A 13,379-nucleotide genomic window follows, 5' to 3' on the forward strand; every position below is an offset into this window, starting at 1 on the left:
GTAGTATTAACCGCCGGTTTTCTTCGAAGCTTTGTGTGCTTCCAACATCGCCAGCATCTCTTTCGGCCCTTGATATCCCGGCACGACCATACCGTCTTGCAGCACGATGGCAGGGGTGCCCTGCACGCCAAACTGTATGCCCAGTTGGTAATGCGCGGCGATATCGGTTTTACACGTTGCTGCCGAGATTGCGTCGCCCTTCATCGCGCTATCAAACGCTTTATTGCGATCGGCCACGCACCAGATGGACTGCATGTCTTTCGCTGCTGGCGATTTCATACCCTGACGCGGGAAGGCCAGATAGCGCACGGTAATGCCCAGCGCGTTGTAGTCTTTCATCTGTTCATGCAGTTTGTGGCAATAGCCGCAGGTGATGTCGGTGAAAACAGTGATAACGTGTTTTTCCTGCGCGGCTTTATACACAATCATCTGTTCCTGTAGCGCATCCAGCTTGCCGATCAGGATTTTATTGGTGGTGTTGACTGGCATGGTGCCGCTCACGTCATAAAGCGGGCCTTGCAGCAAATGCTTGCCGTCTTCGCTGATGTACAGCACGCCGCTATCGGTAATGACGGTTTTCATACCCGCCATCGGCGAAGGCAGAATTTCCGCCCCCTGCATGTCCAGACGCGTTAACGTCTGCTTGATCGCAGCATCATCGGCGTGCGCAAAATTGGTCGCCGTCGCCACCAGCAAAGAAAGCAGTAATAACCCTTTTTTCATTTCATCAATCCTGTTTTTCGCAGCATGGTCCATAGCAAAATAGCCTTGTACCAATGCGCTGTGATAGTGAACGGGGGTGTCCCGTCAGCCAGATAACGTCCTGTTACTCTGATAGTGACTCGATTGGTTATGTTATCCCTAGGCGCGCGGATGGTGCTGCTGATGCAGCTGTTTCAGCCGCTCCGTCGCGACATGGGTGTAAATCTGCGTCGTGGAAAGATCGCTGTGCCCCAAGAGCATCTGTACGACCCGTAAATCCGCGCCGTGGTTCAATAAATGGGTCGCAAACGCGTGGCGCAAGACGTGCGGCGAGAGCTTTTCGCTGTCGATGGACGCCAGTACCGCATAATGCTTGATACGGTGCCAGAACGTCTGGCGCGTCATTTGCCGTGCGCGATTGCTGGGAAACAGCACATCCAGCGTCTGCCCATTTAGCATCCACGGGCGACCATGTTCCAGATAATACTCGATCCAGTACACCGCTTCTTCACCCAGCGGCACCAGCCGTTCTTTATTGCCTTTCCCCAGCACGCGCACCACGCCCTGCCGCAGGCTGACATCGCTCATCGTCAAACTGACCAGCTCGGAAACACGCAGCCCCGTCGCATACAATACCTCAAGCATTGCCTTATCGCGTAATTCCAGCGGTTGTTCAATGCTTGGGGCGTTGAGCAACGCATCAACCTGCGCCTCGCTCAAATCTTTGGGTAGACGCTGCGGCAGTTTTGGCGATGACAGCACGGCACTCGGATCGTCGCTGCGCAGCTTTTCCCGGTAAAGGTACTGAAAGAAGCGGCGCATCGCACTCAGCAAACGAGCCGAGCTGGTTGCCTTGTAGCCCCCCTCGACTCTGTCGGCGAGAAACGCCTGAAGATCGAGCGACTGCGCCTGCAACAAATCGTTGTCATGATGTGCAAGCCACTCCGCGAGCGTTCGCAGATCCAACCGATAAGAGGCCAGCGTATTCTCTGCCAGATTTCTTTCCAGCCACAACGCATCGAGAAACTGTTCGATAAGCGCCTGATCGTGTTCTTGCATCGCCGTGTCCTTCTTCACTGATTGGCAATATTATGCCGATGAAGCGGCGACTTTACACCTTCATCGAGTCCGCATTCTCTCGCAAACAGAATTGTGCGCGATCTCACATATTCCGCGAACACCAACATAGCCATAACATTCTCCGGCAAAAACAAGGCCGCGGCACATTATATTTTATGTATCGTCAATATATCGGAACAGGCTCCTTGAAGCCGCGTGCCTACTGGTATTGACCTTACTTAATCAACGTTGAAAAGCCGATTTTTCTGTGCGTAGAATGGCCGTTCGTGTTGTTAAAATAAAGAAACATTATGCAAGCCACCACCACCACTCTCGATGCCGAAGCGGAAGCACCACCCGTAAACTCACGCAATAAAGTGATTGTTGCGTCATTAATTGGCACCGCCATCGAATTTTTCGATTTTTATATCTATGCCACCGCCGCGGTGCTGATTTTCCCGCACATTTTCTTCCCACAGGGCGATCCGACTGCCGCTACGCTACAGTCGCTGGCAACCTTTGCAATTGCCTTTGTGGCTCGCCCGATTGGCTCGGCGGTCTTCGGTCACTTTGGTGACCGCGTCGGACGTAAAGTCACGCTGGTCGCTTCTCTGCTGACCATGGGGGTTTCAACCGTTCTGATTGGGCTGTTACCGACCTACGAAACCATCGGTATTTTTGCCCCGATTCTGCTGGCACTGGCGCGCTTCGGCCAAGGTCTGGGTCTGGGCGGTGAATGGGGCGGCGCGGCGCTGCTGGCGACCGAAAATGCCCCGTCCAATAAACGTGCGCTGTATGGGTCGTTCCCCCAGCTTGGCGCACCGATTGGCTTCTTCTTCGCTAACGGTACCTTCCTGCTGTTGTCCTGGTTGCTGACGGAAGAGCAGTTCATGACCTGGGGCTGGCGCGTGCCGTTCGTCGCGTCCGCCGCGCTGGTTTTGGTTGGCCTGTATGTTCGTATCTCTCTGCACGAAGCTCCTGTCTTTACCAAAGCGGTCAAAGCGGGCAAGCAGGTGCGTATGCCGCTGGGCACGTTGCTCAGCAAGCATATGAAAGTCACGATCCTCGGCACCTTTATCATGCTGGCGACCTACACGCTGTTCTACATCATGACCGTTTATTCCATGACGTACGGTACGACGCCAGAACCTAAAGGGCTTGGCTTCTCGCGTAACAGTTTCCTGCTGATGCTGATGATCGCGGTGATCGGCTTTGGTCTGATGGTACCGGTAGCCGGCTATCTGGCGGATGCTTTTGGCCGCCGTAAGACCATGATTACCATCACCTGCCTTATGATCGTCTTCGCCATGCTGTTCCCTTATATGCTCGGTTCAGGTAATCAGGCGCTGGTGATGGGCTTCCTGGTGCTGGGTCTGAGCATCATGGGACTGACGTTCGGCCCGATGGGTGCCCTGCTGCCGGAGCTGTTTCCGACGGAAGTGCGCTACACCGGTGCGTCATTCTCCTATAACGTTTCGTCGATTCTGGGCGCATCAGTCGCACCGTATATCGCGGCGTGGCTGACGGCTAACTACGGCCTGTTCTACGTCGGCGTTTATCTGGCAGCCATGGCGTCGCTGACGCTGATTGCACTGCTTCTCACCAAAGAAACGCGTCACCAGTCTCTGGGATAATTTCCCTTCAGTGGGGGCTACGGCCCTCACTGCTCCTTTCCTTTTCACGATGTCACCAAACCGTTCACCCCACTCAAATCATAACTCCACGTTATTATCACTTTGATACATTTTCGCATTTACCACGCTAATCAAGTGAGGTATACCAACAGGCCTGTCGGTGTAACAAATCCGTTCGATACAACAAATCAGTTCGATACAACAGCCAAATTGGGATGCAAAAATGTTTTCAAAACATTATGAAGTTGAGGACAGTCATATCGACTTTCAGGGCGTCGTCGACGGTCTCTACTACCCGTTTTACATGGAGTGGACACGCCATGCCTTTATGAAAGAGGCGCTGGGCATTGATATTGAAGAAGAGTTCAAGCAGGGAAAGATTTATATGGTGCTTGAGTACACTCTGCGCTTCCGTAAAAGCCTGCAAAAGGGCGATCAATTAGAAGTGACCTGCCAGTTGGAAAAGAACGAAAAACGCAATCGTGTCAATTTCGTTCAGCAAATCAAGGTGGGTGGAGTCCCTTACGCAGAAGCCACGTTTGTCGCCACTTGCCTGACCAATGGTCGCCCATCCATGCCGGAAGCGGTAGTGAATGCGTTAGCGCTTTAAGCGCCCGTGTTGCCATGAGTTCTCTTCGTTAGCACACTCAACATATACGCGGGTGTGCTAATGCAGAGACGCTGAATGTTGTAATGCGATACGCCCTTCCCTCTGAAATCACTCCCTCAATACGGTTCTTTCCCCCGCCATTTAAGCCAACAGCTCTGCCCCGCGTGTTTCACCAGCGATTGTAAAAGACCTCAATATCATCGAATATGACAGCCATTGCCTGTTTTCTGCTGCAAATGAGCGATGGACTTGTCGCCTTTAGGCAGTCACATCGCCGCGCAGAGACTGAATCAACGCATTGATTGTAGAAAATAATTAAATCATGGACTTATAGATAGTATGAAAATCGGTCTGTTTTACGGCTCAAGCACCTGCTACACCGAAATGGCGGCGGAAAAAATTCGCGACATTCTGGGCGAAGAACTGGTGGATCTGCACAACGTTAAGGATGTCGATCCTCAACGTATGGAAGATTACAGTACGCTGATTCTCGGCATCCCTACCTGGGATTTCGGCGAGATTCAGGAAGACTGGGAGAACATCTGGGGTCAGTTAGCGACGCTAAACCTCAAAGGCAAAGTCGTGGCGCTCTACGGTATGGGCGACCAGCTTGGCTATAGCGAATGGTTCCTTGATGCGCTGGGCATGCTGCATGACCAACTGCTGCCGCTGGGTGTCACATTCATTGGATACTGGCCGATAGAGGGCTACGAATTCACCAGCCCGAAACCGCTGACCGCCGACGGCAAACACTTTGTCGGGCTGGCGCTGGACGAGGTGAACCAATACGATCTCAGCGATGAACGGCTGGAACAGTGGTGCGAACAGATTCTGCAAGAAATGGCGTCACTGCTGTAAACAGTACGACTCAACAGAGGTAAGCACGATGAAAATGTTACTCATTGCGGTCGCAGGATTGTTGCTTGCTGGTTGTGCTCAAACAGGCACGCAAGAATACGCCAGAAATCTGGGCGGGAAATGCGATGTGCCGCAGCATTACGCTATCGATTTCTCAAGGTTTGATGAGACAGCGCAGCAAATCGCGCACGCAACAGGCTGTGGCATCATCACCGATACCACGCTGACTGGCGCGATTAAACCGCATCCCGTCAAAGGCTATCTGACCCGACGGGAAGCGGTGTTTATGGCGATTCAGGGAACGTCGTTGAAGGTGACTCAACAGGAACCGGATACGATTACCGTCGAGTAACACGTTCACGGATACCGTCGTGACCGGTATCCGCGAATATTGATATTTGTAGACGTTGAAATGGCTTAGCGCTTTTGTAACCAGCGGGTACGCGCAGCGGTATCAAGGAAACTCCACGCGACAAAGCGGCTTTGCTTCTGGCCTTGCGCCATATCTATCGTTCTGACCTTCTCCACGTCAACCGCTTCCAGCGCGCGATAAATCTCCGGCAGGTTCTCTTTACGTGACACCAGCGACGTAAACCACAGGCACTGACGGGCGAAACCGGCGCTTTCTTTGATCATCTGACCAATGAAAGCCGACTCGCCACCTTCACACCACAGCTCATCCTGCTGCCCGCCAAAATTCAGCGGTGAGCGCTTATCCAGTCCCAGATTATGCAGTTTGCGCTGCGATCCCTGACGGGCATCTTCAGCGGAAGCATGGAACGGCGGATTACACATGACGGCATCAAACGTATCGTTCTTGTGAATGATACCTGCCAGTATTGCTTTGCTGTTCTTCTGACGACGCAGGCGAATCGACCGATTCAAGCCGGGGTTCGCCTCAATGGTCTCATTGGCCGCTTTCATCGCCAGCGGATTGATCTCGCTGCCGGTAAAACGCCAGCCGTATTCGCGATGCCCAATCAGCGGGTAGACACAGTTCGCACCGCAGCCGACATCCAACACGGACGCATCACGCGGCACAACGGAACGGTTATCTTCCGCCAGCAAGTCAGCCAGATGGTGGATATAGTCGGCGCGGCCAGGAATTGGCGGACACAGAAAGCCGTCTGGAATCGTCCAGTGCGCAATCTGATAAAAATGCTGTAACAACGCCTGATTCAGCGTTTTCACCGCCTCGGGGTTGGCAAAGTCCACGGATTCATCACCGTAGGCATTCACCTTTACAAACGGGATCAGTGCAGGATAGCTCTCTTTGAGCGCGGGAAAATCATAACGGTCGCGATGGCGGTTACGAGGATGCAGACCATTTTTTTGCACTGCGGGCTTAGTCATCAGTTATATCCAATCAATTTCAAAGCACGGCCAAACGATGACCGAATAAAAATATTTCCAACGCGCGGCTATCTTGCCCAGTGTTTCTGCTGCAAAAGAAGCTGACGCAAGTGACGCCACTCTTCATCACCCATGCTGTCCGATGCCAGCCACAGCTGTTGCTTGTCTTTACCGTTAACCGCTCGCAATGACAGCAATACGCCATTCTTCAGCAGCCACGGTCGTTTAACGATCTGCCATTCCTGCTGCCGCCAGTTCAGGGTCGTTTCGCTAAGCAGAACGATTTCCCCCTGTCGGGATTTGATATTCTTTTGGCTACGGATAAAGCCGAACATCACCATCGTGACCAGGCATAGCCATAGCCATGCATAGCCGTCCGGCCACGGTGCCAGCAGAATGAGCAATACTAATAGGCCATGCACAACCAATGACAGCAGTTGCATGCGCCAGGAAACACGAAGGTCACATTGCCACTGGGCCACGATCTTTATTTCGCGTCTGAATAAGGGAAATAATGCGTTTCAGCTCTCCGTCCTCCGGTTCACCGTGGTTCATCAGCCAGTTGAATAAATCGGGATCGTCGCTTTGTAACAAGCGGACAAACGTGCGCTTATCCGTGTCATTAAGTGTGTCATAGTCATGCTCAAAAAACGGCATGATCGCGATATCCAGTTCGCGCATACCACGGCGACATGCCCAATGAATGCGTGATTTATTATCGATTTCCATATTTCATGTCCACCTTGTTATCGCTGCTTGCCGCTAGTGTACTCCGATTCCGGTAGCGGGTATCAACTAATAGTAACATTTTGACATAGTTTACCGACGGGCACCGCGCCAAGTGCGCTCACCTGTCTCAGGATGTGCTATGCAATAACGCTGCGTGAATAACCACTTGCAAACCCTGAGCGCTCTTTTACCATTAGGCCATTCGGGAATCGCCCTTAGCGCAGGATTGTACTATATGGTTAACCAACATACGGCTTATCAACTTCCTTTTGCATCACAGCTCCCATTTGCTTCCGCCCAACTGGCCGCCACGCTCATCTCACTGGATGACTGGGCACTGGTCACACTCGTCGGGCCGGATACCGTCAAATATCTTCAGGGACAGGTCACCGCAGATGTCGGCGCACTGCCTGACGATGGGCACACGCTTTGCGCCCACTGCGACGCAAAAGGGAAAATGTGGAGCAACCTGCGTCTGTTCCATCACGGCGAAGGCTTTGCGTTTATTGAGCGTCGCAATCTACGCGACGCTCAGCTTAGCGAACTGAAAAAATACGCCGTTTTCTCGAAAACGACCATCGCACCGAACGACAACACCATCCTGCTGGGCGCGGCGGGTGCGGGCATCCGCGAGCTGCTGGCCTCTGTATTTAACCAGCTTCCAGACGCTGAACATCCAGTCGTGCAGCACGAAGGGGCTACCTTACTGCATTTTGCCCATCCAGCAGAACGTTTCTTGCTGGTGCTGTCTCCTGAGCAAAGTACATCGCTGCTTGAACAGCTCGGCGATAAAGTCAGCCTGAACGACAGTCGCCAATGGCTGGCGCTGGATATTGAAGCAGGTCAGCCCATCATTGACAGCGCAAACAGTGCGCAGTTCATCCCGCAAGCGACTAATCTACAGGCATTAAATGGAATTAGTTTCAGCAAAGGGTGCTATACCGGTCAGGAGATGGTCGCTCGGGCAAAATATCGTGGTGCCAACAAGCGAGCGCTTTATTGGCTGGCGGGTCAGGCAAATAAGGTGCCGCAGGCGGGGGATGACCTCGAATTGCAGCTCGGTGAGAACTGGCGTCGTACTGGTACGGTGCTGGCAGCCAGCCAATTGCAGAACGGTGACGTGTGGGTACAGGCGGTGCTGAATAACGATCTCACCGCAGAGAACGTTTTGCGCGTCCGTGAAGATGCCGAAAGCCAGCTCACGGTTCAGCCCCTGCCGTATGAAATAACGGATTAATCCGACGAGTGATACCGCGCATGAGTCATGCCTGGCTCATGCGTTTTATGCAGGCTCAGATATAAAGATAAATCGCCAGAAAGTGGCAGACGCTGCCGCCTAAAACAAACCCGTGCCAAATCGCGTGATTATAGGGAATCCGCTTGCTGGCATAGAAAATCACGCCCAGCGTATACACTACGCCGCCCACCGCCAGTAACGTCACGCTTCCTGCCGACAGCTTCATCACCATCTGGTAAATCACCACCAGCGACAGCCAGCCCATCACCAGATAAGTAATCAACGACAGCACTTCAAAACGATGAGCAAACGCCAGTTTGAAGATCACACCCAGCAGCGCCATTCCCCAGATGACAACCATCAGGCCATGCGCCAACGGTGAATCCAGCCCCACCAGCAAGAATGGTGTATAAGTTCCGGCAATCAAGATGTAGATAGCGCAATGGTCGAATTTTTTCAGCCACGGCTTAATACGCTGAGACGGAATCGCGTGATACAACGTCGATGCCAGAAACAGCAGGATAATGCTGCCGCCATAGAGGCTGTAGCTGGTAATCGCCACGCTGCCAGCGTCATTGTTGACCGCCTGCACCAGCAATAATATCAGCCCCACAATCCCGAAAATCACACCGACTCCATGGCTTATGCTGTTCGCAATTTCCTCTGCCAGAGAGTAATCCGGCATTTGTGCATTTTTTGACATCAATCGATTCCGCAGTATTCGGCAATAGTCCACGCTCTTGTGCAAAACGAAGCAGGCGCAGGTGTTTAACCTTTGAGCAGATTAACTGAGAATAGTTTCAGTGTACACGTGTAAGCTAAAATATTTACTCTCGCTTTACCTTCGGCTTTCTCTCTTACTTAACGTGCAATCATGCGTGTCAATCTCGGGCAACATCCCCTACAATGATCGGCGTTGATATCTCCCTGTTTTTTGAAGGGCTCTGCCGTTTTTACCGGTTATTCGCGTTAACGGTCATCCGGTTCTCACGCTCACAGCGCCTTCCTGTAGTTTTCACTACATATCGTTTTGGTTTTCACTACGTCTCGTTTCACTGCATGATTTTTACTGCATCGTTTTCACTGCAAGAGGTAAGTTTTTCATGTCATCTGCCCCGTCTACTCTGAATTTCGGTTCCATGACCGATGTTTTCAGCTTTCTGATAGAAATCGATAAATTAAAAAGCGTACAGCGCCGTACCAAGATTATCGGCAGCGAACGTCACGAAGATTCTGCCGAACACAGCTGGCATTTTGCCGTCGCCGCGATGGCATTAGCGCCTTATGCTGGTGAAGGTGTGGATATCCAGCGCGTGATCCAAATGGCACTGATTCACGATATCGTCGAAATCGATGCAGGCGATGTGATCGTTTACGATCTTTCCGCTCGTCTGGCGATTCACGATCAGGAAGTCGCCGCCGCCGCCCGTATTTTCGGCCTGCTGCCCGAACCACAGCGTCAGCAATTCCACGATCTGTGGGAAGAATACGAAGCGAATGAAACTCCCAGCGCCCAGTTCGCTCTGGTGCTCGATCGCGTCATGCCGATGCTGATGAACCTGTACAACGGCGGCCAAAGCTGGGTAGAAAATGGCATCCGTCTGGAACAAGTTCTCGACCGCGCCGAGTTCATCGCCACGATCAACCCGGAACTGTGGCAATACCTCCAGCAACATCTGGAAGACGCCAAAGCCAAGGGCTGGTTGCTATAATTCGGTTTTCCCGCTAGACGCCCCGTCGCCGGGCATTCACGTCAGGAGAGGGTGATGTCTTTAAAAACAATCGCGAATAACCTGGGTTTGTCCGTGGCGGCGGTGAGTCGTGCGCTGAACGGCCATCGGGATATCTCCGACGCCACGCGCCAGCGGATTCAGGAAGAAGCGGAACGCATTGGCTATCGCCCTAATACTCACGCACGCCGCCTGAAAATGGGCAAGAGCGACGCGGTCGGGCTGGTCTATCCCTACGCCTCTTCCCTGAGTAACGATATCTTTTTTGAGATGATTGGCGCGATCAGCCGCAAGCTGGCGCAGCATGAAGTCGATTTTCTCCTGCTGGCAGACGAGCAAGACGCCTGTCAGGGGGCCGCCCGGTTGATCGCCAGCCGCCGTATCGACGCACTGATCGTGGCACATACGTGCGAACAGGATGCGCGACTGACATTACTGCAACGTAACAACGTGCCGTTTCTGGCGCTGGGACGCAGCCAGCTCCCCCATCCTTACGCCTGGTTCGATTTTGACAACCGCGCAGGCATGGCGCTGGCGACCGAACACCTGCTTGAACTCGGCCATCGCCGTATCGCCATGTTAAGCGAAGATCACCCGCAGGCGTTTATCATGCAGCGTCGTCAGGGCTATCGCGATACCCTGCAACGCCACGGCTTGCCGTTTCACGACGCCTATCTGCGCTGTGTGAACCCCACGCGCCGCGCAGGTTATCAGGCCATGCTCGATCTTCTGGCGCTGCCTGAACCGCCCACTGCAATTGTGATGGATGGCAATGTCCACGGCGATGGTGCCGTTGCCGCATTACAGCAGGCGGGTCGGCTTTCCGGTTCGCACCCCATCGCATTAGTGATGTATGACGGCTTACCACAGGACAGCCTGACCGACCTCAACGTGACCGCCATCGAGCAGGCGACACGCGAGCAGGTTGGCGAACAGATTGCCAGTATGATGCAGGCGCTGATCGCGGGCGAAGCCGTAGAAAACTTGCAGGTGTTATGGCAGCCAACATTACGCATGGGTAACACGAGCTTTCCCGCCTAATCTATTCCGTTATCTGCCACATTTCATAAAGCCATCGGTTGGTTTGCTACACCAACCGTCAGCGAGATGATCTTCACATCTTCATCGCAACCTTTTTCCATTTCCTAACGATTATTTTAACAACATCACATTTCTTAAACGTTTAAGTTGATGACTTAAACGTTTAAGCTTTCACTGAGATCCACTCTTCGTAATTTGGAATCCTCCTCATGATGCGTGATATTGTTCAATTAACCAGCGCGCAGTGCGATGTCATCGTACGCTGCGCTCCAGCGGCAGAAATTCTCTACTGGGGGCCACGGCTACGCGGCTTTTCACCAGAAGATATCGTTTCTCTGCAACGCCCCGTCGCTAACGGTCGTCTGGATGTGGATCTTCCTCTAACGCTGGCGATGGAATACGGGCGCGGTCAGTTCGGTTCGCCGGGTATTGAGGGGCACCGCTCAGGCTATGACGCCGCGCCGATCTTCACGACGATGCAGGCTGACGTTCAGGGCAATACGCTCACCATCACGGCGAAAGATGAACTGGCAGGGCTACGCCTGATCAGCGAACTGCGTCTGGATCCGCAGACCGACGTCCTGCAACTGCGTCACTCGCTAGAGAATCTGCGTGCGGATGCCTGGCAAGTACAGCGCCTCGCCGTCACGCTGCCCGTCCCGGAACGGGCGAGCGACGTTATGGCATTCCACGGCCGCTGGCTGCGTGAGTTTCAGGCTCACCGCCTCACGTTGCAGCACGGCGGTTTTATTCAGGAAAACCGTCGAGGAAGAAGCTCCCACGAATATTTCCCCGCCTTTATCCTCGGCGAGTCCGCGTTCAGCGAACAGCGTGGATCGGTATGGGGCGTGCATTTAGGCTGGAGCGGCAACCACCGCCTGCGTGCCGATATCAAAACGGATGGCCGCCGCGTCGTGCAGGCGGAAGCCTTGTATCTGCCGGGTGAAATCACGCTGGCGCAGTCGGAATCCCTCACGACGCCGTGGGTCTACGCCGCCTTCTCCGATGCCGGTTTAAACGGCATGAGCCAGCGCTATCACACCTTCTTGCGCCAGTCCCTGATCCAATTCAGCGGCGATAAGCCACGCCCGGTACATCTCAATACGTGGGAAGGGATCTATTTCGATCATGACCCCGAGTACATCATGCAGATGGCGAGCAAAGCTGCCGACGTCGGCGTAGAGCGCTTCATTATCGATGACGGCTGGTTCCGTGGGCGTCACCACGACCAAGCCGCGCTCGGCGACTGGTATCTGGACGAGGAAAAGTACCCTAACGGGCTGATGCCAGTGATTGAGCACGTCAAAGCCTTGGGGATGGAGTTCGGCATTTGGGTCGAACCGGAGATGATCAATCCCGATTCCGACCTGTTCCGCGCCCATCCTGACTGGGTGCTGCAATTGCCCAGCTACACACAGCCAACAGGCCGCTACCAGTACGTGCTGAATTTAAACCAGCCTGAGGCCTTCGCTTATCTGCTGGAGCGACTTAGCTGGCTACTGGGTGAGCACCCGGTCGATTATGTGAAGTGGGATATGAACCGCGAGTTGGTGCAACCCGGACATGAAGGGCGTCTGGCCGCCGATGCGCAAACCCGACAGTTCTATCGTCTGCTCGATACCCTACGCCAGCGTTTTCCCCATGTTGAATTTGAATCCTGCGCCTCCGGCGGCGGCCGCATCGACTACGGCGTACTGGAGCGTACTCAGCGCTTCTGGGTGTCGGATAACAACGATGCGTTAGAGCGCCAGACTATCCAGCGCGGCATGAGCTACTTCTTTCCACCAGAAGTCATGGGGCAACACATCGGGCACGCCCGCTGCCACGCCACCTATCGGCGTCATACCATCGCCTTTCGCGGCCTGACGGCTCTGTTCGGCCACATGGGCATCGAGTTGGATCCCGTGAAGGCTGACGACGACGAGTTGGAAGGCTATCGCCACTACATCCAGTTGCACAAAACGCTGCGCCCGCTGCTGCACAGCGGCACCACTTGGCGGGTCGAGATGCCGGACGATACGGTGCAGGTCACCGGCGTGGTGAGCAACGATCGGCAGCACGCCGTTTTCCAGATCGCCCAGCTGCGTATGCCGGATTATTCGCTGGCGGGGACGCTCCGCATCCCCGGCCTGCTCCCCGACGCACGTTATGAGGTCACGCTGCTGGACGGCCCGGAAATCAAAACGGTGCGTGAAGGCGGCGGCACCATGCGTGAGCTCCCGCCTTGGTTACGTCAGCCAATCGTGGTTTCCGGCGACTGGCTGATGCAGGCCGGCCTTGCCCTGCCCGTCCTGACGCCGGAAACCGCCATTCTGGTCGCGCTTTCCGCGGTGCCGGACACCGCTGGCAGCTAGCTTTTTTGCTGTATAGCAATCATGGAACACCAACACATAACCACACACCTATACCCTAAATAATTCGAGTTG

Annotated in this window: 14 protein-coding genes; 8 read left to right on the top strand and 6 right to left on the bottom strand. The window is 54.0% G+C overall.

Features of this window, described 5'->3' with window-relative positions; translation table 11 throughout:
• Positions 1–6: 6 nt before the first annotated feature.
• Positions 7–723 (bottom strand): bifunctional protein-disulfide isomerase/oxidoreductase DsbC, encoded by a 717-nt coding sequence (dsbC, locus tag QWJ20_RS07185; RefSeq protein ID WP_010279866.1) that lies wholly within the window; start codon positions 721–723, stop codon positions 7–9.
• Between the two features lie 138 nt (positions 724–861).
• Positions 862–1,761, bottom strand: a complete 900-nt coding sequence (gene xerD / locus QWJ20_RS07190) for a site-specific tyrosine recombinase XerD (RefSeq protein ID WP_095701620.1) — start codon at positions 1,759–1,761, stop codon at positions 862–864.
• A gap of 311 nt (positions 1,762–2,072) precedes the next feature.
• On the opposite strand from xerD, the gene QWJ20_RS07195 reads away from it, so the two are divergent.
• The 4 genes from QWJ20_RS07195 to QWJ20_RS07210 all read left to right on the top strand — a co-directional run bounded on the left by QWJ20_RS07195 (position 2,073) and on the right by QWJ20_RS07210 (position 5,215).
• Positions 2,073–3,395 carry an MFS transporter gene (locus QWJ20_RS07195; protein WP_433992176.1) on the top strand — a complete coding sequence of 441 codons (1,323 nt, stop codon included), beginning with the start codon at positions 2,073–2,075 and terminating at the stop codon, positions 3,393–3,395.
• 223 nt (positions 3,396–3,618) lie between these two features.
• Positions 3,619–4,005, top strand: a complete 387-nt coding sequence (locus QWJ20_RS07200; RefSeq protein WP_039282122.1) for an acyl-CoA thioesterase — start codon at positions 3,619–3,621, stop codon at positions 4,003–4,005.
• Between the two features lie 339 nt (positions 4,006–4,344).
• Positions 4,345–4,863 (top strand): flavodoxin FldB, encoded by a 519-nt coding sequence (fldB, locus tag QWJ20_RS07205; protein ID WP_039487295.1) that lies wholly within the window; start codon positions 4,345–4,347, stop codon positions 4,861–4,863.
• Positions 4,864–4,891: 28 nt separating this feature from the next.
• Positions 4,892–5,215 (top strand): hypothetical protein, encoded by a 324-nt coding sequence (locus QWJ20_RS07210; protein WP_174866551.1) that lies wholly within the window; start codon positions 4,892–4,894, stop codon positions 5,213–5,215.
• A 65-nt stretch (positions 5,216–5,280) separates the two neighbouring features.
• Here the strand turns inward: QWJ20_RS07210 and rlmF are convergent, their stop codons facing one another.
• From rlmF to sdhE, 3 genes are all read right to left on the bottom strand, one after another.
• Positions 5,281–6,216 (bottom strand): 23S rRNA (adenine(1618)-N(6))-methyltransferase RlmF, encoded by a 936-nt coding sequence (gene rlmF, locus QWJ20_RS07215; protein ID WP_109410759.1) that lies wholly within the window; start codon positions 6,214–6,216, stop codon positions 5,281–5,283.
• A gap of 68 nt (positions 6,217–6,284) precedes the next feature.
• Positions 6,285–6,698: a protein YgfX gene (locus tag QWJ20_RS07220; RefSeq protein WP_039487287.1), complete on the bottom strand. Its 414-nt coding sequence runs from the start codon at positions 6,696–6,698 to the stop codon at positions 6,285–6,287.
• Positions 6,679–6,945 carry an FAD assembly factor SdhE gene (gene sdhE, locus QWJ20_RS07225; protein WP_039487284.1) on the bottom strand — a complete coding sequence of 89 codons (267 nt, stop codon included), beginning with the start codon at positions 6,943–6,945 and terminating at the stop codon, positions 6,679–6,681. Before sdhE ends, QWJ20_RS07220 begins: the two co-directional genes overlap by 20 nt.
• Before the next feature lie 235 nt (positions 6,946–7,180).
• Between sdhE and ygfZ the strand changes: the two genes are divergently transcribed.
• The gene (gene ygfZ / locus QWJ20_RS07230; RefSeq protein ID WP_433992177.1) at positions 7,181–8,182 is read left to right on the top strand and encodes a tRNA-modifying protein YgfZ; all 1,002 of its coding nucleotides are present in this window, start codon (positions 7,181–7,183) and stop codon (positions 8,180–8,182) included.
• Between the two features lie 55 nt (positions 8,183–8,237).
• Here the strand turns inward: ygfZ and trhA are convergent, their stop codons facing one another.
• Positions 8,238–8,885 (bottom strand): PAQR family membrane homeostasis protein TrhA, encoded by a 648-nt coding sequence (trhA, locus tag QWJ20_RS07235; RefSeq protein ID WP_433992178.1) that lies wholly within the window; start codon positions 8,883–8,885, stop codon positions 8,238–8,240.
• A gap of 400 nt (positions 8,886–9,285) precedes the next feature.
• On the opposite strand from trhA, the gene QWJ20_RS07240 reads away from it, so the two are divergent.
• The 3 genes from QWJ20_RS07240 to QWJ20_RS07250 all read left to right on the top strand — a co-directional run bounded on the left by QWJ20_RS07240 (position 9,286) and on the right by QWJ20_RS07250 (position 13,307).
• On the top strand, positions 9,286–9,894 hold the full coding sequence (locus tag QWJ20_RS07240) for an HD domain-containing protein (RefSeq protein WP_433992179.1): 609 nt from the start codon (positions 9,286–9,288) through the stop codon (positions 9,892–9,894).
• Between the two features lie 54 nt (positions 9,895–9,948).
• Positions 9,949–10,953 carry a LacI family DNA-binding transcriptional regulator gene (locus QWJ20_RS07245; RefSeq protein ID WP_205556605.1) on the top strand — a complete coding sequence of 335 codons (1,005 nt, stop codon included), beginning with the start codon at positions 9,949–9,951 and terminating at the stop codon, positions 10,951–10,953.
• Positions 10,954–11,162: 209 nt separating this feature from the next.
• A complete protein-coding gene (locus QWJ20_RS07250) occupies positions 11,163–13,307 on the top strand; it encodes an alpha-galactosidase (protein WP_433992180.1) in 2,145 nt (714 codons plus the stop codon).
• Positions 13,308–13,379 lie beyond the last annotated feature (72 nt).

It is taken from the genome of Pectobacterium sp. S5 (assembly GCF_051707265.1).
In the GTDB taxonomy this organism is placed as follows: Bacteria; Pseudomonadota; Gammaproteobacteria; order Enterobacterales; family Enterobacteriaceae; genus Pectobacterium; species Pectobacterium polare.